The sequence below is a fragment of the Streptomyces luteogriseus genome, assembly GCF_014205055.1.
GTDB lineage: Bacteria > Actinomycetota > Actinomycetes > Streptomycetales > Streptomycetaceae > Streptomyces > Streptomyces luteogriseus.
This window is the reverse complement of the sequence record NZ_JACHMS010000001.1, coordinates 6827724-6849964: the sequence shown is the minus strand read 5'-3', so window position 1 is coordinate 6849964 and position 22241 is coordinate 6827724. Positions and strand designations below refer to the sequence as shown.

19 protein-coding genes are annotated in these 22241 nt (G+C 72.2%); 3 read left to right on the top strand and 16 right to left on the bottom strand.

Annotated features, from left to right (window positions below):
* Window positions 1–33: 33 nt before the first annotated feature.
* The 4 genes from BJ965_RS30515 to aroH form a co-directional block, all read right to left on the bottom strand.
* On the bottom strand, window positions 34–681 hold the full coding sequence (locus BJ965_RS30515; RefSeq protein ID WP_184913084.1) for a lysophospholipid acyltransferase family protein: 648 nt from the start codon (window positions 679–681) through the stop codon (window positions 34–36).
* Window positions 678–1340 carry a (d)CMP kinase gene (gene cmk, locus BJ965_RS30510; RefSeq protein WP_373569281.1) on the bottom strand — a complete coding sequence of 221 codons (663 nt, stop codon included), beginning with the start codon at window positions 1338–1340 and terminating at the stop codon, window positions 678–680. Before cmk ends, BJ965_RS30515 begins: the two co-directional genes overlap by 4 nt.
* A 135-nt stretch (window positions 1341–1475) precedes the next feature.
* A complete protein-coding gene (locus BJ965_RS30505; RefSeq protein WP_184913079.1) occupies window positions 1476–2561 on the bottom strand; it encodes a prephenate dehydrogenase in 1086 nt (361 codons plus the stop codon).
* Entirely contained in the window at window positions 2558–2920 is a 363-nt protein-coding gene (gene aroH / locus BJ965_RS30500; RefSeq protein WP_184913077.1) for a chorismate mutase, read from the bottom strand. Before aroH ends, BJ965_RS30505 begins: the two co-directional genes overlap by 4 nt.
* 179 nt (window positions 2921–3099) lie before the next feature.
* Between aroH and BJ965_RS30495 the strand changes: the two genes are divergently transcribed.
* Complete coding sequence (locus tag BJ965_RS30495; RefSeq protein WP_184913075.1) at window positions 3100–3540, top strand: Rieske (2Fe-2S) protein; 441 nt, start codon at window positions 3100–3102, stop codon at window positions 3538–3540.
* A 24-nt stretch (window positions 3541–3564) separates the two neighbouring features.
* Here BJ965_RS30495 and BJ965_RS30490 read toward each other — a convergent pair whose 3' ends face one another.
* From BJ965_RS30490 to BJ965_RS30440, 11 genes are all read right to left on the bottom strand, one after another.
* Window positions 3565–4584 (bottom strand): ADP-ribosylglycohydrolase family protein, encoded by a 1020-nt coding sequence (locus tag BJ965_RS30490; protein ID WP_184913073.1) that lies wholly within the window; start codon window positions 4582–4584, stop codon window positions 3565–3567.
* On the bottom strand, window positions 4581–5300 hold the full coding sequence (locus BJ965_RS30485; protein WP_184913071.1) for an NUDIX hydrolase: 720 nt from the start codon (window positions 5298–5300) through the stop codon (window positions 4581–4583). Before BJ965_RS30485 ends, BJ965_RS30490 begins: the two co-directional genes overlap by 4 nt.
* A gap of 95 nt (window positions 5301–5395) precedes the next feature.
* Window positions 5396–6514, bottom strand: coding sequence for a pseudouridine synthase (locus BJ965_RS30480; RefSeq protein WP_184913068.1), 1119 nt, complete (start codon window positions 6512–6514; stop codon window positions 5396–5398).
* Window positions 6515–6525: 11 nt separating this feature from the next.
* Window positions 6526–7176: an SMC-Scp complex subunit ScpB gene (gene scpB / locus BJ965_RS30475; RefSeq protein WP_184913066.1), complete on the bottom strand. Its 651-nt coding sequence runs from the start codon at window positions 7174–7176 to the stop codon at window positions 6526–6528.
* Window positions 7173–8279, bottom strand: a complete 1107-nt coding sequence (locus BJ965_RS39585; protein ID WP_376777985.1) for a segregation and condensation protein A — start codon at window positions 8277–8279, stop codon at window positions 7173–7175. The genes scpB and BJ965_RS39585 overlap by 4 nt, the downstream gene beginning before the upstream one ends.
* 729 nt (window positions 8280–9008) lie before the next feature.
* On the bottom strand, window positions 9009–9596 hold the full coding sequence (locus BJ965_RS30465) for a hypothetical protein (protein ID WP_184913062.1): 588 nt from the start codon (window positions 9594–9596) through the stop codon (window positions 9009–9011).
* Window positions 9581–10708 (bottom strand): ParA family protein, encoded by a 1128-nt coding sequence (locus tag BJ965_RS30460; RefSeq protein WP_078615342.1) that lies wholly within the window; start codon window positions 10706–10708, stop codon window positions 9581–9583. Before BJ965_RS30460 ends, BJ965_RS30465 begins: the two co-directional genes overlap by 16 nt.
* 413 nt (window positions 10709–11121) lie before the next feature.
* On the bottom strand, window positions 11122–12246 hold the full coding sequence (gene ald, locus BJ965_RS30455) for an alanine dehydrogenase (protein ID WP_030850965.1): 1125 nt from the start codon (window positions 12244–12246) through the stop codon (window positions 11122–11124).
* A 137-nt stretch (window positions 12247–12383) separates the two neighbouring features.
* Entirely contained in the window at window positions 12384–14423 is a 2040-nt protein-coding gene (locus tag BJ965_RS30450; protein ID WP_184913060.1) for a tetratricopeptide repeat protein, read from the bottom strand.
* A 280-nt stretch (window positions 14424–14703) separates the two neighbouring features.
* Entirely contained in the window at window positions 14704–15330 is a 627-nt protein-coding gene (locus BJ965_RS30445; protein ID WP_184913057.1) for an NUDIX domain-containing protein, read from the bottom strand.
* 94 nt (window positions 15331–15424) lie between these two features.
* Window positions 15425–17083: a CTP synthase gene (locus tag BJ965_RS30440; protein WP_030850972.1), complete on the bottom strand. Its 1659-nt coding sequence runs from the start codon at window positions 17081–17083 to the stop codon at window positions 15425–15427.
* A 528-nt stretch (window positions 17084–17611) separates the two neighbouring features.
* Here BJ965_RS30440 and BJ965_RS30435 point away from each other — a divergent pair.
* Window positions 17612–19414, top strand: coding sequence for a glycoside hydrolase family 15 protein (locus BJ965_RS30435; RefSeq protein WP_097215791.1), 1803 nt, complete (start codon window positions 17612–17614; stop codon window positions 19412–19414).
* Between the two features lie 91 nt (window positions 19415–19505).
* Here BJ965_RS30435 and BJ965_RS30430 read toward each other — a convergent pair whose 3' ends face one another.
* Window positions 19506–20462, bottom strand: a complete 957-nt coding sequence (locus BJ965_RS30430) for an LLM class F420-dependent oxidoreductase (protein WP_184913056.1) — start codon at window positions 20460–20462, stop codon at window positions 19506–19508.
* Between the two features lie 125 nt (window positions 20463–20587).
* Here BJ965_RS30430 and BJ965_RS30425 point away from each other — a divergent pair, with 125 nt between their 5' ends.
* Window positions 20588–22231: a PucR family transcriptional regulator gene (locus tag BJ965_RS30425; RefSeq protein WP_184913053.1), complete on the top strand. Its 1644-nt coding sequence runs from the start codon at window positions 20588–20590 to the stop codon at window positions 22229–22231.
* Window positions 22232–22241: the final 10 nt, after the last annotated feature.

Below are 22241 nucleotides of genomic sequence, written 5' to 3'. Positions count from 1 at the left end.
GGTGTTCCGGGCTGATCCACTACTCAGTGTCGTCTAGCGCCCGGTGAGGCGCCTGGCGTTTTCCAGGTGGGCCGCGAGCTGCTTCTGGATGCGCCCGGTCGCTTCGTCCAGCGCCTTGCGCGTCCGGCGGCCGCTGCCGTCGCCCGCCTCGAAGGGCTCTCCGAAGACGACGTCGACGCGGGAGCGCAGCGGTGGCAGCGCCTTTATCAACCGTCCGGGCTTGTCGGAACTTCCCAGCACGGCCACCGGGACGATCGGAGCGCCGCTGCGCACCGCGAAGTAGGCGAGGCCGGCGCGCAGCGAGGCGAAGTCGCCCTCCCCCCGGGTGCCCTCCGGGAAGATGCCGAGCACGCCGCCTTCGGCCAGGATGCCGAGCGCCTGGGTGATCGCCGTGCGGTCGGTGGTGGTGCGGTCGACCTTCACCTGCCCGATGCCGAGCAGGAAGGGGTCAAGCGGCCCGATGAACGCTTCCTTCTTGATCAGGAAGTGCGTCGGCCGGGGCGCCACGCCCATGACCATCGGGCCGTCGATGTTGTGGGAGTGGTTGACCGCGAAGATCACCGGGCCGCTCGCGGGCACCCGCCAGGCGCCGAGCACACGCGGCTTCCACAGCCCGTACATCAGGCCGACGCCGATGCGCCGCCCGACCTCGGCACCCCGCGCCGAAGGCAGCTCGGTCACTTTCCGGCCCGCTTCTCCTCGACGAGGGTGACGACGCACTCGATGACCTGGGCCAGCGTGAGCTCGGTGGTGTCCACCTCGACGGCGTCGTCCGCCTTGGCGAGCGGCGAGGCCTTGCGGCTGGAGTCGGCGGCGTCCCGCTTGATCAAGGCCTCGCGGGTGGAGTGGACGTCGGAGCCCTTCAGCTCACCGCTGCGGCGGGCGGCGCGTGCCTCCGGGGAGGCGGTGAGGAAGATCTTGAGGTCGGCGTCCGGGAGCACCGTCGTGCCGATGTCCCGGCCCTCGACGACGATGCCCTGCTCGGCGGAGGCGGCGATCGAGCGCTGCAGCTCGGTGATCCGGGCACGCACCTCGGGCACCGCGCTGACCGCGCTGACCTTGGAGGAGACCTCCTGGGTGCGGATCGGACCGGCCACGTCCACGCCGTCGACCGTGATGGCCGGGCCCTCCGGGTCGGTACCGGAGACGATCTCGGGCTTGCCCGCGACGGCGGCGATGGCGGACGGGTCGTCTATGTCGATGCCGTTGCTCACCATCCACCAGGTGATCGCCCGGTACTGGGCGCCGGTGTCCAGGTAGCTCAGCCCGAGCTGGGCCGCCACGGCCTTCGAGGTGCTCGACTTGCCGGTGCCGGCGGGGCCGTCGATGGCGACAATCACTGGCGTGGCGCTTTCCACAGTGGGGACCTTCCTGGACCGGGCTCGGCGGGGGTGAGGGCGCGAGTGCCCCGCACAAGGTTACTGGGTTCGCGTCACTCGTCCGGCCGCGCGTCGGCCGGCCCCGTCCGGCTCGCCCTACTGCCGGATCGCCCAGCCCCGTTCCCGCAGCGCGGCGCTCAGGACCGGGGCCGCCTTCGGCTCCACCATCAGCTGCACCAGACCGGCCTGTTGCCCCGTCGCGTGCTCGATCCGCACGTCCTCGATGTTGACGCCGGCCAGGCCCGCGTCGGCGAAGATCCGGGCCAGCTGTCCCGGCTGGTCGTCGATGAGCACGGCCACGACCTCGTAGGCCCGGGGCGCGGACCCGTGCTTGCCGGGGACGCGGACCTGCCCGGCGTTGCCGCGCCGCAGCACGTCCTCGATCCCGTCGGTGCCCTCGCGGCGCTTGTGGTCGTCGGAGGACTGCAGGGCCCGCAGCGCCCGCACGGTCTCCTCCAGATCCGCGGCGACGTCCGTGAGCAGGTCGGCGACCGGTGCGGGGTTCGCGGAGAGGATGTCGATCCACATCCGCGGGTCCGAGGCCGCGATCCGCGTCACGTCCCGGATGCCCTGCCCGCACAGCCGTACGGCGGCCTCCTCGGCATGCTCCAGCCGCGCGGCGACCAGGCTGGAGACCAGATGGGGCATGTGGGAGACGAGGGCGACGGCACGGTCGTGGGCGTCGGCGTCCATGACGACCGGCACGGCCCGGCAGTGCGAGACCAGCTCGAGGGCGAGGTTCAGCACCTCGGTGTCGGTGTCCCGGGTCGGGGTCAGCACCCAGGGGCGGCCCTCGAAGAGATCCCCGGTCGCGGCCAGCGGGCCGGACTTCTCCCGGCCCGACATGGGGTGCGAGCCGATGTACGCGGACAGGTCGAGGCCGCGTGCCTCCAGCTCACGGCGCGGCCCGCCCTTCACGCTGGCGACGTCGAGGTAGCCGCGTCCCGCACCCCGGCGGATGGCGTCGGTGAGCACGTCCGCCACGTGTGCGGGCGGGGCGGCGACGATCACGAGGTCGACGGGCCCGTCCGGCACCTCGTCCGTGCCGGCGCCGAGCGCGGCCGCCGTACGGGCCTGCTCCGGGTCCGGGTCGGCGAGGTGCACGGTGACGCCCCGCTGGGACAGGGCCAGGGCGGCGGACGTCCCGATCAGGCCGGTGCCGATGACGAGCGCGGTCCTCACTGGGCGATGTCCTTGCGCAGGGCGGCCGCGGCGCCGAGGTAGACATGGGCGATGTCGGCCCGGGGCCGGTCGGACTCGATGTGCGCGAGGACCCGGACGACACGCGGCATGGCGCCGTCGATGTCCAGCTCCTGGGCGCAGATGAGGGGCACGTCGACGATGCCCAGCTTGCGGGCGGCGGCGGCCGGGAAGTCGCTGTGCAGGTCGGGCGTGGCCGTGAACCAGATGCTGATCAGGTCGTCTGCGGCGAGATCGTTGCGCTCGAGGATCTCCGTGAGCAGGGCTCCGACCTGCTCGTCCATGTGCCTGGCCTCGTCCCGTTCGAGTTGGACGGCGCCCCGGACCGCTCGTACCGCCACGGCGATGCTCCTTGCTGACGTGCGTGTCGCTCTACGTCCGACCAGCCTAGTCAGCCCGGGAGGCGCGAGTGCGCGGCGCCCGCTCGGTGAGACGCCCGGATCGGACGCTTTGGGTAGTTTCGGTGCCAGGATGATGGAAGTTCCGTTTTCCCCACCTTCGGTACTTTCGGAGTGACGACATGACCCACGAGACCACGCGCCGCACGGTTCTCCTCGCGACGGGCGCGACCGGCGCGGCCGCACTCGTCACGGCCTGCGGCGGGGGTGGCGACGACAGCGGCTCCGCGTCGTCGCAGTCCCCCACCGGCGACGGCGCGACGAGCGGGGCCGCCGGTCAGGTCCTGGCCGGCCTCGACGAGATCCCGGTGGGCGGCGGCAAGATCTTCACGGACGAGAAGGTCGTGGTGACCCAGCCGGAGCAGGGCCGGTTCAAGGCCTTCTCGGCGATCTGCACCCACCAGCGCTGCACCGTGTCCACCGTCTCCGACGGCACGATCAACTGCCCCTGCCACGGCAGCAAGTTCAAGATCGCCGACGGCGCGGTGGCCCACGGCCCGGCGACCCAGCCCCTGCCCGCGGAGCAGATCACCGTGGAGGGGAACTCGATCCGCCTGGCCTGAGGGCCCGCGTCCGGCACCGGGCCGTCACGCGTCCCACAGCGCCCCGAGAGTGAGCAGATCGGTCCGGTACTCGACGCGGTCGGCCCATGCGGTGGGCCAGGCCTCAGCGCCCAGGTGGGCGCCCGCGAAGGCGCCCGTCAGGCAGGCGATCGAGTCCGAGTCGCCGGCGGTGCAGGCGGCGCGGCGCAGGGCCGTCACCGGTTCGTCGACGAAGAGCAGGAAGCACAGCAGCCCCGTCGCGAGGGCCTCCTCGGCGATCCAGCCCTCGCCGGTGGCCAGACAGGGGTCGGTCTCCGGCGAGACGGTGCGCACAGCGCGCTGGAGCCGCTCGAGGATCTCCAGGCACTCGTCCCAGCCGCGCGCGATGAACTGCCCCGGGCTCGGATCCCCGGCCCGCCGCCACAGGTCGCCGAGCCAGCGCTCGTGGTACTGACTGCGGTTCTCCAGGGCGTACGAGCGGAGCAGCCCGATCAGCCCGGTCGGCTCGGCGCCCTGCGCGAGCAGGCGTACGGCGTGTGCGGTGAGGTCGGACGCGGCGAGCGCGGTGGGGTGCCCGTGGGTGAGGGCGGACTGCAACTGGGCCGCGCCCGCGCGCTGTTCGTCACTGAGGCCGGCGACCAGGCCCAGGGGCGCGACGCGCATGTTGGCGCCGCAGCCCTTGGATTCGATCTGACTGGCGTCCTGCCAGGGCCGGGATTCGTCCTTCAGCAGGTGACAGGCCTTCATGCAGGTGCGGCCGGGAGCCCGGTCGTTCTCCGGGGACTGGTACCAGTTCACGAACTCTTCCCGCAGGGGCCGGGCCAGCCGCAGCGGGGCGAGCACCCCGCGGTCCATCGCGGTCCGTACCGCGCGGCCCAGCGCCAGCGTCATCTGGGTGTCGTCCGAGACGACGGCGCGCTTCGGCAGCTCCATCTCCCGCCAGGGCCCGACCTTGGCGAGGATCGAGGGGACGTCGTCGAACTCGGTCGGAAAGCCCAGCGCATCCCCGAGCGCGAGACCCGTGAGCGCTCCGGTGGCGGCCTGCTTGTGGACGAGCGTGGTCATGCGGGGCGTCCTTCCCGGGTGGGCCGGAGGAGGGGTGGGTGGAGGGCGGTGGCGGTTCCGGCGCGGTACAGCGCGGCGGGTTTGCCGCGACCGCCGGTCAGTCGCGCGGCGCCGGGGACGGCTTCGACGAATCCGGGTGTGGCAAGCACCTTGCGCCGGAAGTTGGGCCGGTCGAGCTCGGTGCCCCACACGGTCTCGTAGACCTGCTGGAGCTCACCGAGGGTGAACTCGGGCGCGCAGAAGGCGGTGGCGAGACACGTGTACTCGAGCTTGGCGCCGACGCGGTCGTGGGCGTCGGCCAGGATGCGGTCGTGGTCGAAGGCGAGCGGTCCCGCCGTGCCGTAGGGCACCCAGCGGGCCTGTGCCGCGTCGCTGCCGCCGTGCGCCTCGGGGGCGTCGGGCAGCAGTGCGGCGAAGGCGACCGACACGACCCGCATCCGGGGGTCGCGGTCGGGTTCGCTGTAGGTCCGCAGCTGCTCCAGATGGAGCCCCGAGACGTCGGACAAGCCGGTCTCCTCGGCGAGTTCGCGCCGGGCGGCCGTCTCGGCGGACTCGTCCGGTTGCACGAACCCGCCGGGCAGGGCCCAGCGTCCGGCATACGGTTCCTGGCCGCGCTCGACGAGCAGCACGTGCAGCGCGCCCTCGCGGAGGGTGAACACCGCGAGGTCGACGGTGACGGCGAAGGGCTCGTGCGCGTACTTGTCGTAGCCGTCCATGACGAACACCCCCTTTAATAGTCAGCACGACTATAAAAGGGGGTGCGGTTCACTCACAAGCCCTCTCCGCTCACAAGCCTCGGAGAGACTGATCCCTAGAGGTCGACCTCCTGCATCAGCATTCCGACCTCCGTGTTGGACAGCCGACGCAGCCAGCCCGACTTCTGGTCGCCCAGGGTGATCGGCCCGAAGGAGACCCGGACCAGCTTGTCGACCGGGAAGCCGGCCTCCGCGAGCATCCGGCGCACGATGTGCTTGCGGCCCTCGTGGAGGGTGACCTCGACGAGGTAGTTCTTGCCGGTCTGCTGGACGACCCGGAAGTGGTCCGCGCGGGCGTAGCCGTCCTCCAGCTGGATGCCGTCCTTGAGCTGCTTACCCAGGTCACGCGGGATGGGCCCGACGATGTGCGCGAGGTAGGTCTTCTTCACGCCGTACTTCGGGTGGGTCAGCCGGTGGGCCAGCTCGCCGTGGTTGGTGAGCAGAATGACGCCCTCGGTCTCGGTGTCGAGCCGGCCGACGTGGAAGAGCCGCGTCTCGCGGTTGGTGACGTAGTCACCGAGGCACTGCCGGCCCTCCGGGTCCTCCATCGTCGACACGACCCCGGCGGGCTTGTTGAGCGAGAAGAACTGGAAGCTCTGCGTGGCGACGGTCAGGCCGTCGACCTTGATCTCGTCCTTCTCCGGGTCGACGCGCCGCCCCTGCTCCAGGACGATCTCGCCGTTGATCTCGACCCGGGCCTGCTCGATCAGCTCCTCGCAGGAACGCCGGGAGCCGAAGCCCGCGCGGGCGAGGACCTTCTGCAGCCGCTCGCCCTCCTGCTCGGCGCCGGGGAAGGTCTTCGGGAGCTTGACCTCCTTCTTCTCGGCGTACCGGTCGCGGTTGCGCTCCTCCGTGCGCGTCTCGTACTCGCGGGAGCGCGCCGGAGCCGTCCTGCCGGAGCGCTGGCCCTGCTTGGGGCCGCCCTTGGCGCCACCGCGGGCCGAGGGGCCGCGGCCCGACTTCGGGCCGTCCTGCGTGGCGCCGGGGCCGACGTCGTAGCGCCGCTCCTCCGGGCGCGGCTTCTTCGGACGGCCGCTGCCCTGCTTGTCGTCGCGGTTGTTGCCGGCGCCGCGGAAGTTCCCGCGGCCACCGCCACTCCCGCCGCGGCCGCCGCTGTTGCCACCACGGCTCCCGCCGTTGTTTCCGCTGCTGTTCCTGCCGCTGCTGCTTCGCATCAATATTCCGTCTAGTCGTCTGCGTCGTCGGAACCCGGCGCATCGGGTGCGTCCGGATCGAACGACGGAACCCCTTCCATGGTCTCGGCCTCGATCGCCTCCGCCTCCGGGAGGAAGGGCGCGAGCTCCGGGAGCTCGTCCAGACCGCGCAGGCCCATCCGCTCCAGGAAGTAGTTCGTCGTCCTGTACAGGATCGCACCTGTTTCGGGTTCCGTGCCCGCCTCCTCTATCAGACCGCGCTGGAGGAGGGTGCGCATGACACCGTCGCAGTTGACTCCGCGCACGGCCGAGACCCTGCTGCGGCTGACCGGCTGCCGGTAGGCGACGACGGCCAGGGTCTCCAGGGCGGCCTGGGTGAGGCGGGCCTGCTGGCCGTCCAGGACGAAGCGCTCGACGGCCGGGGCGTAGGCGGCCCGCGTGTAGAAGCGCCAGCCGTTCGCGACGTACCGCAGCTCGAAACCGCGGCCCTGGACGGTGTACTCGTCGGCCAGCTCGCGCAGGGCGTCGGCGATCTGCCGCGTCGGCCGCTCCAGTATCTTCGCGAGGTGCTCCTCGGTCGCGGGCTCGTCCACGACCATGAGGACAGCCTCCAGGGCCGGTTTCAGATCGAGGTCGGCGACGGTGCGCGGCCCGGCCGGCAGGTCGGTGGTTGGCTCGCTCACGCCTTCTTCTCCTCCTTCGGCGGCTCGGGCGGCCGGTCGAACTCGTCGGTGACGGTCGGGGTCTGGTCCCCGTCCCCGCCGGTCCACCGCACGAGCAGGTCCCCGAGCGCGGTCTCCTGCTCCAGCGCGACGGCCTTCTCGCGGTACAGCTCCAGCAGAGCGAGGAACCTCGCCACGACGGTCAGGGTGTCGTCGGTGTCCGCCACGAGGGCCCGGAAACTGGCCTCGCCGAGCTCCCTGAGCCGGGCCACGACGATCTGCGCCTGCTCCTGCACGCTGACCAGCGGGGCGTGGATGTGGTCCACGTAGACCTGCGGCTTGGGCCGCGGCTGCATCGCCTTCACGGCGAGCTTGGCGAATCCTTCCGCCCCGATGCTGATGACGACGTCGGGCAGCAGTTCGGCGTGGTGCGCTTCGAGGCCGACGGTACGGGGGTAGCGCCGGGCCTCGTCGTCGAGCCGCCCGCTGAAGATGTCGGCGATCTGCTTGTACGCGCGGTACTGCAGCAACCGGGCGAACAGCAGGTCCCGCGCTTCGAGCAGCGCGAGGTCGCCCTCGTCCTCCACCTCGGCGGCGGGCAGCAGCCGCGCGGCCTTCAGGTCGAGCAGGGTGGCGGCGACGACCAGGAACTCGGTCGTCTCGTCCAGGTCCCAGTCCGGCCCCATCGCCCGGATGTGTGCCATGAACTCGTCCGTCACCTTCGACAGCGCGACCTCGGTGACATCCATCTTGTGCCGCGAGATCAACTGCAACAGCAGATCGAAGGGCCCCTCGAAGTTGGCGAGCCGCACCTTGAAGACCCCGCCGTCCGCCACGGCCTCGGTGCGACCGGCTGGGGTCGGGGGGCCCGGGGCGGGCGCCGCGGCGGAGGCCGGGTGGCCCGGGGCAGGCGCCGCGGCGGAGGCCGGGTGGCTGCCCTGGGCGGGCGCGGAAGGCCTCTCGGACGCGGTCGCCATATCCGCGGCCCGCGTCTCGGCAGCAGCCTCGCCCGTTTCCCCCATGCCCACGGGCCCGGCCGCGTCCACGGGCGGTGCCGTACGCCCGGACGCGGCCGGAGGCGGTGCCGCCTCCGCAGGTGGCGCCGAGCACCCGGCCGACTCCACAAGCTCCGCAGCGGGCCCGGACGCGCCCGCAGGCTGCGCCATAGGTCCAGCCACGTCCACAGGAGGCACTGGGCGCCCGGCCGACTCCACAGGCGCCGCAGCGGGCCCGGACGCGCCCTCAGGCTGCGCCATAGGTCCAGCCACGTCCACAGGAGGCGCTGGGCGCCCGACCGGCTCTACAGGCGGAGCCGTAGGTCCTCCCGCCCCCGCAGGCGGCGTCGAGCGCCCGGCCGACTCCACAGGCTCCGCAGCGGGCCCGGCCTGGTCCTCGGGCGGTGCCGTGGGCTCGGCCGTGGCCGTCGGCGCGGGGGCCGCGGCGCTCAGGGATTCGGTCGGCGGAGCCGCGGGCCCGGCGCCGTGGGGCGGGAAGCCCGGCTCGGTCGCCGGGGCGGCGGGCCCCGTGCGCGCGGCCGCCGTGCTCGCAGGCGAGGCTTTGTGCTGGACCGTCTCCGCCCGCGGTTCAACCGGCGGAGCCGTCCCCTCACCGTCCTCGGAGGGCATAGCCGACTCGGCCGCCTCGGTCCCCGGCCGCTCAGCCGACGGAGCGGCGGGGCCGGCCTCCTCCGGGGCGGGAAGCGGCCCGACCTCTCGCGGCCCGGCCTCTGGCCCCTCAGCCGGCGGAGCCGTCCGCGGAGCCGTCGGCCCCCTCCCCAGCGCACGCCGGCGGCCGGCCGGGCCGCCGGGGGGAGGTGGGGAAGCGTTCGAGGTCATGGCCCCCGCAGGCTACCGCTACCGCCCGCGCAGTCGTCGTACGAGGATGCTGGCGTCTCCGCGGGTCTCCAGGTCGGCGAGTACCACCGCGACCGCCTCGCGGACGATGCGCCCGCGGTCCACGGCCAGACCGTGCTCGCCGCGGAGCACCAGACGGGCGTGCTCGAGATCCATGAGCTCCTCGGCCGACACGTACACCGTGATCTTCTCGTCGTGCCGCTCGCGGCCGCTTGGGCGGCGCGCGGGACTCCGCCCGCGCTTGCGGGGCGCAGCCCCCGCCGCACCGGCGGCAGAACCTTCCTGCGCCGTCTGCCGGCCGGCGGAGCCGGAGCGCTCGGCGGCCGCGGAACGGCTGTGGGCCTCACCGGCCTCGGCCGACTCCGCGTCCGCCGCGACATGCTCCGCACCCTCACCGTCACCGCCCTGCGCGGGCACCGACTGAGGCGCGTCCTCCGCGGCCGCGGCCGCCGCGTCCCCCTCCCCCGCCGGAGCGGGCACCCGGGCGTCGCCGTTGACCTGACGCCTGGGCTGGGACGACTGAAGCGCCATCCCCCCTGTCGTACGGAAGAGTTCGTCGGCCCCCGGCAGACTCACTCGGCGTGACACCGGGCGAGCACCTCCCTGGCGAGCTGGCGATAGGCGGCGGCACCGACGGAGTTGGAGGCGTACGTGGTGATCGGCTCACCGGCGACCGTGGTCTCCGGGAAGCGGACCGTGCGCCCGATGACCGTGTGGTAGACGTGGTCGTCGAACGCCTCGACCACACGCGCGAGCACCTCACGGCTGTGCACCGTGCGCGAGTCGTACATCGTGGCGAGGATGCCGTCGAGCTCCAGCTCCGGGTTGAGCCGTTCCTGGACCTTCTCGATGGTCTCCGTCAGCAGGGCCACACCACGCAGCGCGAAGAACTCGCACTCCAGAGGCACTATCACCTTGTGCGCGGCCGTCAGGGCGTTCACCGTGAGCAGGCCGAGCGAGGGCTGGCAGTCGATGACGATGAAGTCGTAGTCGGGCAGCAGCGGCTTCAGGGCGCGCTGCAGCGTCGACTCGCGGGCGACCTCGGAGACCAGCTGGACCTCGGCCGCGGAAAGGTCGATGTTGCTGGGCAGCAGGTCCATGTTGGGGACCGCCGTCTTCAGCAGCACCTCGTCGGCCGCCATGCCCCGCTCCATGAGCAGGTTGTAGACGGTGAGGTCGAGTTCCATCGGGTTGACGCCGAGTCCGACCGACAGCGCGCCCTGCGGGTCGAAGTCCACGAGCAGGACCCGGCGTCCGTACTCCGCGAGCGCGGCACCCAGGTTGATGGTCGACGTGGTCTTGCCGACGCCGCCCTTCTGGTTGCACATCGCGATGATCTTCGCGGGTCCGTGGTCGGGCAGCGGGCCCGGGATCGGGAAGTACGGCAGCGGACGCCCGGTCGGGCCGACGCGCTCCCGGCGCTGTCTGGCCGCGTCGGGCGCGAGAGTCGCCGCGTACTCGGGATCGGGCTCGTACTCCGCGTCGGGGTCGTAGAAGTGCCCCTCGGGCAGTTCGTCGTAGTCGGCGAAGTGGTTGTGGGGCGCGCCACTTCCGTCGCCGGCCATGGCGTTCACGTGATGGCCATCCATCTTCTGGTGTGCTGTGTGAGTCGCCTGCTGACTCTGGTGGGCTGCGAAGGTGCGCACAGCGACGGAGCCGACAGCCGCGAACCCCGCGGGCTCCTGGTCCCGTGCAGGCATTCCTGGTTGGCCACCCCCGGGAGTAAATGTCGACTCATTCACAAGTCGTCTTACCTCCTTGGTGACCAGGAAACTTCTAGACAGGTCAGCGTGGCACCATGCCGACAGCTGGCGACTCTATGGCGTGTCGGGCGTCCGCAGCAACACAATCCGCCGGACCCGGCCCGATGTGTCGGCAATGAAACATCCCGCTGTCAAGGGCGTACGGCCGTCGCACGGCAGGTTTCACCGGTGTGCGAATCGGTTGAAGGGTTACGTTCGAGGCGAGTTGCGCGAGAATCGCGAAGTGACCATACACACATCCGGCCGGACCTTGTCGGGCAAGGTCCGGCCGGGCGCGCGGCGTTGACGACCCGTGTTGACGTATCGCCTTTGCCGGTCTGTTGGTTAGCCGACTTTTCGACTGTGCGGACTCAGCCGAGCAGCGAGGTCAGCTCCACGTGCTCCACGCCGTGCGCCTCGGCGACCTCGCGGTAAACGACCTTGCCGTCATGCGTGTTGAGGCCCTTGGCCAGCGCCGGGTCGCGGCGCAGCGCGTCCGCCCAGCCGTGGTTGGCCAGTTCGACGATGTACGGCAGCGTCGCGTTGGTCAGCGCGTAGGTGGAGGTGTTCGGCACCGCGCCGGGCATGTTGGCGACGCAGTAGAAGACCGAGTTGTGGACCCGGAAGGCGGGCTCGGCGTGGGTGGTCGGGCGGGAGTCCTCGAAGCAGCCGCCCTGGTCGATCGCGATGTCGACAAGGACACTGCCGGGCTTCATCCGCGAGACGAGCTCGTTGGTGACCAGCTTCGGGGCCTTGGCGCCGGGGATCAGCACCGCGCCGATGACGAGGTCGGCCTCGAGGCAGGCCTTCTCCAGCTCGAAGGCGTTGGAGACGACGGTCTGGATCTTCGTGCCGAAGACCTTGTCCGCCTCACGGAGCTTGTTGATGTCCTTGTCGAGCAGGGTCACGTGGAAGCCCATGCCGATGGCGATCTGCGCGGCGTTCCAGCCGGAGACACCGCCGCCGATCACGACGGCCCGGCCGGCCAGCACGCCGGGGACGCCGCCGGGCAGCACACCGCGGCCGCCGTTGGCGCGCATCAGGTGGTAGGCGCCGACCTGCGGGGCCAGCCGGCCCGCGACCTCGGACATCGGGGCGAGCAGCGGCAGCGCGCGGCTGGGCAGCTCGACGGTCTCGTAGGCGATCGCGGTGGTGCCGGAGTCCAGGAGGGCGTCCGTGCACTCCTTGGAGGCGGCCAGGTGCAGGTAGGTGAAGAGCGTCTGGTCCTTGCGGAGGCGGTGGTACTCCTCGGCGATGGGCTCCTTGACCTTCAGCAGCAGGTCGGCGGCGGCCCACACCTCGTCGGCGGTGTCCAGGATCTGCCCGCCGGCGGCGACGTACTCCTGGTTCGTGATCGAGGAGCCGACGCCGGCGTCGCGTTCGATGACGACCTGGTGGCCATGGCGCACCAGCTCGTGCACGCCGGCGGGGGTGATGGCCACCCGGAACTCGTTGTTCTTGACCTCGCGGGGGATGCCGACCTTCACGTCGATCACGGTCCTTGGCTCAGAGGGTATGGGGGTCTCACTAAGACATACCCGGGCACGCACGGGCACACCGGGAGATACCGCAGGAGAACGTGCGGCAGAGCCAGTCTAATGAAGGCGTTCTCGCTGTCTAGCCTTTCATTGCATCAATCTTCGAGTGATGCGGTACGGATTTCGCAGGCGTCAGGGTCATTTTGAAGGTTTGACTCGCCGAGAATCCGCTCGGCGGCCCCCCGGTGCAGCCCGGCAGAGGCCGGGTCACCCAGGTGCTCGAGGGTGTCGGCGACCCGCAGATGCAGGGCCGCCTGCAACCGCGGATCCTCGGCGCGCCGGGCCCACTCCACCGCCTCCCGGCAGGTGCGCAGCGACTCCTCGGGCCGGCCCGCGTACTCCTGGACCCGCGCCAGCTCGCTCAAGGCCCGGGCCTGGGCGGCCACGTCACCGTTCTTGCGGTGGCCGGCGATCGCCGCGCGCCAGTTCCGCAGGGCCTCGCCGTAGCGGCCGGCGAAGGTGTGCGCGGCGGCGATCCGCCCGTAGAGCCGGGCGGCCTCCGCGCGCTCGCCCCGGGCGAGCCGCTCGACCAGGGCGCGGCCGAACCAGTCGGCGGCACGGTCGAAGTCGCCGAGGTCCAGGTACGCGCCCCCTACGGATTCCATCGCGCGGCCGGTCGCGTACGGGTCGTTCACCTCACGCCCGGCGTCCAGCGCGGCCCGGTAGCGCGCCAGGGCGTCGGCCGTGCGGCCGGTGCGGGCGTCGAGGTCGCCGAGGTTGAGCAGGGCGGCGGCGCGCTCTCGGGGCAGCTTCCGGCGCTCGGCGACATCGAGGACCATGCGGTGGATGTCGTAGAGGTCGGGCGCGGCGGCCTTGGTGCCGATGTGGGCCGCCATCGCGCGGACCAGCTGGGACATGAGCCGTCGTGCGAGGGTGTCGAGCTCCCCGTCGGCGATCGCGAGCCGGGCCGAGGCCAGCAGGGCGGGCCGGGTCAGGCGCAGCCAGTCGGCGGCTGCCCGCGGGGTGGGAAAGCGCAGGGCACGCGGCATGTCGAGGAGCTTCTGGCGGGCCTGGGGGCTGTCGGTCTCGGTGATGGCCCGGCAGGCCTGGAGCAGCCGCACGGTCCGCTCCAGCATGCGGGCGCGGGCCAGCTGGAGCTCGGCGGGGCGTTCGTGGTGCTCGGCGAGGATCCGCAGCTGCGGGTGCAGACAGCCCGGCACCTCGTACTGCGGCAGCGGGGAGTCCAGCGCGTGCAGGAAGCCCAGGGCGACGAAGTCGTCGAGGAGGGTGCGGGCGCTGCCGACCGAGGACCCGACGAGCGCGGAGGCGGTCTGCGGGTCGACCAGCCCGGTCGGGGCGAGGGCGAGCAGGCGCAGCATGCGGGCCGCGGTCGGAGGCAGGGCGGCGTAGGCGAGCCGGAAGACCCGGGTCAGGGCGGTGCCCTCGGTGTCCTCGGCGCGCAGCTGCTTGGCGAGGTCGGAGACGGCGGCCTTGGGTCGGGCCGCGAGCCAGCCGCCCGCCAGCATCAGCGCTGCGGGCTGCCCCTGGCACTCCTCGGCGAGTCCCTCGGCGGCCCGGGGGTCGACGGTGATGCGGACCGAGCCGGTGTGCCGGGTCAGCAGCTCCACCCCGGACTTGGCGTCCAGGCCGCCCAGGGTGCAGGGACGGACGTCGGAGATGCCGGTCAGCGGGCCTTGGGATACCGCGACGACGAGGCATTCCGGGGTGTCGGGCAACAGGGCGTCGACCTGCTCGGCGTCGGCCGCGTCGTCCAGCAGGAGCAGGACCCGGCGGTCGGCCAGGGCGGTGCGCAGGGTGTCGGTGAGGTCGTCCTCGGAGGCCCCGGCCGGTGCCTGTTCGCCCAGGGCGGTGAGGAGGTCCCGGGCGGCGCGTGCGACGGAGACGGGGGTGCCGTCGGGCTCGGCGAGGCTCGCCCGCAGTACCCCGTCGGGGTAACGGTCCGCTACCTGCCGGACGAGTTCCCCGGCGAGTGTGGTGCGGCCCGATCCGGGCCGGCCGGCGATGAGCAGCACGCGCGCCCGGGGTGCCTTGCGGCCGGCCAGGGTGTCCAGTCCGGCGCGCTCGATGTCGGCGCGCAGTTCCTTCAACTCCCGTGTGCGGCCCAGGAACTCGTCCGCTCCGGAAGCGCGCCCGGCGGGCCGCACGTCGCCTGTCTCCACGACCTGATCCGTCACGGGCCACACTCCCGTCCCACCGCACACGCGAGCCCGCCGGGACTCCGGTTCGGGCGTTCCACAGAGCCTAGTTCACGCTCTGCAACGTCCCGGGTGGAGCACGGCGGGCGGGACGACCACTTCCCCCGATCGGATCAGCAGATCGTAGGACCGACAGCGTCGGGGGCGGCCCCGACGGGGCGCGGGGCTGTGCCCGATCTGCGGCTCGCCGCGCGGGCGCGACCGGCCACGGCGGTGCCGCACCCGACCGAACAGCATGCGCGGCACCCCCGGCGGAGCGCTACGCCTCGAACGGACGCGCCGGCCAGGGCGCCTGTGCCGGGCGCAGGGCGTCCAGGCCGTCGCCACCGCGCGCGGCGACCAGGGACAGCACGCCCACGACGAGGCAGTTGTTGTGGAGCTCGCCGGCCAGGACACCCCGGACGAGGTCCGCCACCGGCACCCGGTCGAGTTCCATGTCCGCCTCTTCCTCCTCGACCGCGAAGCGTTCGCCCTCGGCCTCGGACAGGTCGCGCGCGAGGAAGATCCGGACGGCTTCGTCGCAGCCGCCGGGCGTGGTGTAGACGTCGGTCAGCACCCGCCAGTCCTCGGCCTTGACGTGCGCTTCTTCGTACAGCTCGCGCTGCGCGGCGTGCAGCGGGTTCTCGCCGGGGACGTCGAGCAGTCCGGCCGGGATCTCCCACAGCTTGTGGCGGACCGGGTGGCGGTACTGGCGCAGGACGAGCACACGGTCGGCCTCGTCGAGGGCCAGGACGGCCACGGAGCCGGGGTGGACCTGGTAGTCACGGCCGACCACGGTGCCGTCGGGCATGACCACGTCGTCGGTGCGGACGGAGGTCTTGTTGCCCACGAACGGGGTCTGGGTCGCCCGGATCTCCCACGCCTCCGGGGTGTCCTTGATCGTCATGCCTGTCCTTCCACGTGCCACACGACCTGCCGAAACGAAACCGGGGTGCACACCCTTTGAAGGGATGCACCCCGGCCACCGTACAACTGGTGTGTTACTTCGAAATCTTCCGCTCGACGGAGGCCTTGACGAGCCCGGCGAACAGCGGGTGCGGACGCGTCGGGCGCGAGCGCAGCTCCGGGTGGGCCTGCGTGGCGACCAGGTACGGGTGGACGTCGCGCGGGTACTCCACGTACTCGACGAGCTTGCCGTCCGGGGAGGTGCCGGAGAACAGGATGCCCGCCTTCTTCTCCAGCTCGGCGCGGTAGGCGTTGTTCACCTCGTAGCGGTGACGGTGCCGCTCCTCGACGTACTCCTTGCCGTCGTAGACCTCGCGCACGATCGACCCCTCGGCCAGCTTCGCCGGGTACATGCCGAGCCGCATGGTGCCGCCCATGTCACCCTCACCGGCGACGATGTCGAGCTGCTCGGCCATGGTGGAGATGACGGGGTGGCCGGTGGCCGGGTCGAACTCGGTGGAGTTGGCGTCGGTGATGTCGGCCAGGTTGCGCGCGGCCTCGATCACGATGCACTGCAGGCCGAGACAGAGGCCGAGCAGCGGGATCTTGTTCTCGCGGGCGTACTTGATCGCGCCGACCTTGCCGAGCACGCCGCGGTCGCCGAAGCCGCCGGGGATGCAGATGCCGTCGACGTCGCCGAGCTGCTGGGCGGCGCCCGCCGGGGTCTTGCAGTCGTCGGAGGTAACCCACTTGATCTTGACGCGGGCCCGGTTGGCGAAGCCGCCGGCGCGCAGCGCCTCGGTGACCGAGAGGTAGGCGTCGGGCAGGTCGATGTACTTGCCGACCAGCGCGAGGGTGATCTCGTGGTCGGGGTTGTGGACGCGGTCGAGCAGGTCGTCCCAGGTCGTCCAGTCCACGTCACGGAAGGGCAGGTCCAGCTTGCGGACGACGTAGGCGTCCAGGCCCTCGCCGTGCACGGTCTTCGGGATGTCGTAGATCGAGCGGGCGTCGGGGCAGGCGACGACGGCGGCCTCGTCGACGTCGCACATCAGCGAGATCTTCCGCTTGATCGCGGTGGGCACCTCGCGGTCGCAGCGCAGCACGATCGCGTCCGGCTGGATACCGATGTTGCGCAGAGCCGCAACCGAGTGCTGGGTGGGCTTCGTCTTCAGCTCACCCGAGGGGCCGATGTACGGCAGGAGCGAGATATGGACGACGAAGACGTTGTCACGGCCGACCTCGTGACGGACCTGACGGACGGTCTCCAGGAACGGCAGCGACTCGATGTCGCCGACCGTGCCGCCGACCTCGGTGATCACGACGTCGACCTCGTCCGTCGCCATGCGGCGGATGCGGTGCTTGATCTCGTTGGTGATGTGCGGGATGACCTGCACGGTGTCACCCAGGTACTCGCCGCGCCGCTCCTTGGCGATCACGGTGTTGTACACCTGACCGGTGGTGACGTTGGCGGAGCCGTCGAGGTCGCGGTCGAGGAAACGCTCGTAGTGGCCGATGTCCAGGTCGGTCTCGGCGCCGTCGTTGGTGACGAACACCTCACCGTGCTGGAAGGGGTTCATCGTGCCGGGGTCGACGTTCAGATACGGGTCGAGCTTCTGCATCACGACGCGCAGACCGCGGGCCTTGAGCAGCATGCCGAGGCTGGAGGCCGTCAGGCCCTTGCCGAGCGAGGAGGCGACACCCCCGGTGACGAAGATGTGCTTGGTCGTCGAATTACGAAAAGCGGCGGGCGGCATGGCCAAGACGGGGCTCCCGTGGTCGCGGTCTGGGGGTGCGGTACGGCTGCCCGCCGGAAATCTCCGGGGCGCCGTCGCTGCGGTTCGGGGGTTCCCTGTCGGGAAGGGGCCCACCGGTCCACGGGCTACCAGCGTATCAGCGCCGCGGGGCGATGGCTTCCGGCCACGCTCCGCACACATCCCGACACGGAGGCGATCACCGTCACCGGTCCCTCACCCGTTGCTCACTCGTTCGGCGTACTCGCCTTGCCTGGACGGGCACCCGGATCGTCTGCGTGCGTCGTATCCTGCTCGGACACTCGCTGCCGAGCCCGTCCGGCCCAACGGCACCACCCCCCGCCCGTAAGCACCGGAACAACGTGAGCTCGTCGGTTCGTTGAGCAACAATTGGCGCTTTGCATCACGACTTGGTGACCTGTTTTGCTTCATCTCTCAATGACGCAATGCAAGACCTGCTGAAAACCCCCCTTGACCGCACTAGCGACAGCCCCCTCGTGGGGTGACGTGGCCGTTCGACTGGAGTTGCACGTGGCCGGGCGCATCGAAGACTACGCACTCATCGGAGACATGCAGACCGCCGCTCTGGTCTGCCGGGACGGCACAGTCGACTGGCTGTGCCTGCCCCGCTTCGACTCGCACGCCATCTTCGCCGGCCTGCTGGGCACCGAGGAGCACGGCTTCTGGCGGCTGGGCCCCGCGTACGCCTCCGACCAGCAGCCGCCCACCGCCGCGCGGCGCAGCTACCGGGGCGACTCGCTGGTCCTGGAGTCCGAGTGGGACACCCAGCGGGGCACGGTCCGGGTGACCGACTTCATGCCGCCGCGTGACGGCGCCCCGCAGCTGATCCGGATCGTGGAGGGCGTCTCGGGCCGGGTGCCGATGCGCTCGGCGCTCAGGATGCGGTTCTCCTACGGGCGGGTGGTGCCGTGGGTGCACAAGCACGAGGGGCGCACGGTGGCCGTGGCGGGCCCCGACTCCGTGTGGTTCGACACATCCGCGGAGACCTACGGCAAGTCGCTGACGACCTACGCGGACTTCACGGTCGCGCCGGGTGACCGGATCGCGTTCACGATCTCCTGGCAGCCCTCGCACAAGGAGCCGCCGCCGCTTCCCGAGCCGGAGCAGTCGCTGGAGGCGACGGAGGACTTCTGGCGCGAGTGGGTCGACCACTGCACGTACCACGGCCCCTACCGGGAGGCGGTGGTCCGCTCGCTGATCACGCTGAAGGCCCTGACGTACGCCCCGACCGGCGGCATCGTCGCCGCGCCGACCACCTCCCTGCCGGAGGACATCGGCGGCGTCCGCAACTGGGACTACCGCTACACCTGGCTGCGCGACGCGGCGATCACGTTGTCCTCGCTGCTGCGCACCGGCTACCGCGAGGAGGCCCGCGCCTGGCGCGAATGGCTGCTGCGGGCGGTGGCCGGCGACCCGGAGAACCTGCAGATCATGTACGGCATCGCCGGTGAGCGCGAGCTCGGCGAGGCGGAGCTGGACTGGCTGCCGGGCTACGAGAACTCCGGCCCGGTCCGGGTCGGCAACGGCGCGGCCCACCAGCTCCAGCTGGACGTCTACGGCGAGGTCACCGAAGCCCTGCATCTGGCCCATATGACGGGCCTCGCCCGCAACGACTACGCCGCGCTGCTCCAGCTGAAGCTGATCCGCTACCTGGAGGACCACTGGCAGGAGCCGGACGAGGGCATCTGGGAGGTGCGCGGCCCGCGCCGCCACTTCGTGCACTCCAAGGTGATGGCCTGGGTCGCCGTCGACCGCACGATCAAGCTGATCGAGTCCGGTGACGCGGACGGCCCGCTGGAGCGCTGGCGGGAGCTGCGCGACGACATCCACCGGGACGTGTGCGAGCGGGGCTACGACAAGGAGCGCAACACCTTCACCCAGTCGTACGGCTCGAAGGAGCTGGACGCCTCCCTGCTGCTGATCCCGCAGATGGGCTTCCTGCCGCCGGACGACAAGCGGGTCATCGGCACCATCGAGGCGATCCAGCGCGAGCTGTCCACGTCGGACGGCTTCATCCTGCGCTACCCGACCACCAGTGGCGACGAGAACGTCGACGGTCTGCCCGGCGACGAAGGGGCCTTCCTGGCCTGCTCGTTCTGGATGGCCGACGACCTGGCGATGATCGGCCGCGTGGACGAGGCCCGCAAGCTCTTCGAGAAGCTGCTGTCCCTGCGCAACGACCTCGGTCTGCTGGCCGAGGAGTGGGACCCGCGTCTGCAGCGCCAGGTGGGCAACTTCCCGCAGGCGTTCAGCCACGTGCCGCTCATCGACACGGCGCTGCGTCTGACGGCCTCGGGCGCATACGGCGGCTGAGCGGGGCGGCCCGCCAGGGTGTCAGGCCGGCCCCCTCGTGGGGGGTGTCGCTGCGGCGTCGTGGGGGTGTCTCTCCGGCTCTCGCGGGACGTCACCGCGGCCTGAGGGCCGTGAGCGTGCGCTCACCCGCGGGGTCCGCTGCCGTGGCGGGGACGAGGGCGATCTCGTCGAGTCCGGCCTCGGCGTAGGCGGCGATGCGGGCGCGGACGGTGTCCGTGTCGCCGACGAGGGCGACCGTGCCGGCGGCCTCGGGCGGCAGGGCCCGCAGCAGGGTGTCGGCGTCGGCGCCCTTGGCCGCCAGCTCGACGACCTCGGCGAACCCCGCGTCGACGAACATGTCGCTGTAGCCGGGCACGGCGAGGTAGCCGACGACGCTGCGCAGGACCTGGGTGAGCGACTCCGGCTCCGGGTCCACGGCGGCGGGCAGCCAGGCGGCCAGGCGGGGCGGCGTACGGCCCGCCTTCTCGGCGGCGGCGAGCATCCGGGCCCGCAGCATACGGACCTGCTCGGGCGAGACGATGTCGAGCAGCATCCGGTCGGCGTGCGCGACGGCCGCGGCGACCGCCCGCTCCCCGAACGCCGCGACGGTGACCGTGCCGCCGGGCCGCGGCAGCCGGCGCGCGAAGCCGCTGCCGGGCACGATCGGCTCGCCGGGCACGCTGTGCATCAGCGCCCGTACGGCCGCCGCCGACTCCGCGAGGGTGGCGGCGGGCCGGGTGCGCGGCCGGCCGTGCACGCCCTCGACGACGCGCCTGCTGGAGGTGCCCAGGGCCACGCCGACGGGCCGGCCGGTGACGGCCGCTGTGGAGGCTGCGCCCCGGACGATGGTGAGCGGGTCGCGCACCGACACCGGCACGGGCCCGGCGGTCAGCGCGACCTGCTCGGTGGCGGCGCCGATCGCCGTCGCGAGGACGAACGAGTCCCAGGTGGGTCCCTCGCCCGCCCACACCTCCCGGTACCCGAGCCGGTCGGCGAGCACCGCCACCCGCAACGGCTCCTCGACCGGACTGTCGTCCTCCCGCCCCACCGCCACCACGCTCATGTCCATGACGGCGCCCGTACCCGGTCGATCAGGCCGTAATCCGGAGAGGTCCACGGCGGGTCCGGGAAGTGATCGTCCCGGTGCCCGTCCGGAGATGTCCGGGAGGCATCCGCGCGGGTAGCGTCCGGCACATGGACACCGGGACGGACAGCGGTTACGACACCCAGGGCGCCGGGATCACCGTGCAGCGGGCGCTGGAGCTGCCGGGGCTGCGCAGCGGGCTGCCGGAGGTGCTGGCGGGCGCCGAGCGACTCGGGCGGACCGTGCGCTGGGTGCACGCCGGAGAGGTGCCGCACATCGCCTCCCTGCTCAAGGGCGGCGAACTCCTGCTGACCACGGGCTACGGTCTGGGCACCCGCCCCGCCGAGCAGCGGGCGTTCGTGCGCACCCTGGCCGAGCGCGGCATCGCTGCCCTGGTCGTGGAGCTCGGTCCGCGCTTCACCCGGCTGCCCGCGGCCCTCGTCGACACGGCCCGCGCGGCCGGACTGCCGCTGGTCCAGCTGCACCGCGAGGTGGCGTTCGTGACGGTCACGGAGGAGGTCCACACCGAGATCGTCAACGGTCACTACGCCCTGCTCCAACGTGCCGAGGAGGTGCACCGGCGGTGCACGCGGGCCGTGCTGGGCGGCGGCGGTGTGCCCCACGTGCTGGGCATCCTCGCCGACTTCGCCGGGAATCCCGTGTTCCTGGAGACGGCGGACGGCCAGTTGCTGTACGCGGCCGGGGCCGGTCCCGAGGGTGCGGACCCGCTCCAGGTGTGGGAGGGGCTGCGCGGTCAGCACAAGGACGAGCCGCCGCTCGCGGGGTCGGTGCTGGTGGACGTGCCGGGCGGCGGGCCGGGCAGCGGGGGCGTCCGGGCGCGGCTGGTTCTGCTGCCCGTGCGCACTGCCCTGGCGCCGGTGCACCGGATGGCGGCCGAGCGGGCGGCGGGCATCCTGGCCGTGGTGCTGATGCAGGCCCGCCAGGAGGAGGAGCTGGCGGCGCGCGGGCGGGGCGACTTCCTCACCGACCTGGCCGAGGGCCGGGTGACGGCCGAGGACGCCCCGGCGCAGGCACGCGTGCTGGGTTTCCGGCCGGGCGAGGGGCCGCTGCTGCCGGTGGTGATGCGGCTCGGGGACGCCCTGTCTCCCGGCGGCGGCTGGGCGGTGCTGGCCCGGGCGATCTCGGAGGAGCTGGCGGCGGTGGGAGTGCCGGTGCTGCTCGGCGTGCGGCCGGTGGAGGGCCGGGTGCTGGTGCTGCTCGGGCTGCGGGCGGAGTCGGAGCGGGCCGCGGTCGCGGACCGGGTGGCGGCGGCGCTGCGTTCGGGTGTGGGCCGGGCCGGGCTGCAACGGCCGGGCGGGCAGCCGCCCGTGGTGGTCGTGGGGACGGCCGGGGGCTGGCCGGCCACGGCCTCGGGTCTGCGGCACGCGGCCGAGACGGCGACGGCGGCGCAGGGCCTGCCGGACCGGCCCTGGTACGACGCCCGCCGTCTCGACATCGACCTGCTGCTGTGGCGGCTGCGGGACCATCCGGACCTGGCATCCTTCGTCGACCGGGCCCTCGGCCCGCTCCTGGAGCACGACCGCCGTTCCCGGCCGCCGCTGCTGCCCACGCTGACGACCTACCTCGCCCATGCGGGACGCAAGGCGGAGACGGCCCGGGAGCTGCATCTGAACCGGCAGACGCTGTACAACCGCCTGGCGCGCATCGGGGAGTTGCTGGGCACGGACCTCGACGACCCGCAGACGGTCCTGGCCCTGAGCCTGGCCCTGCGGGCCCGCAGGCACGTCCCGTAGGGCTGCCGGG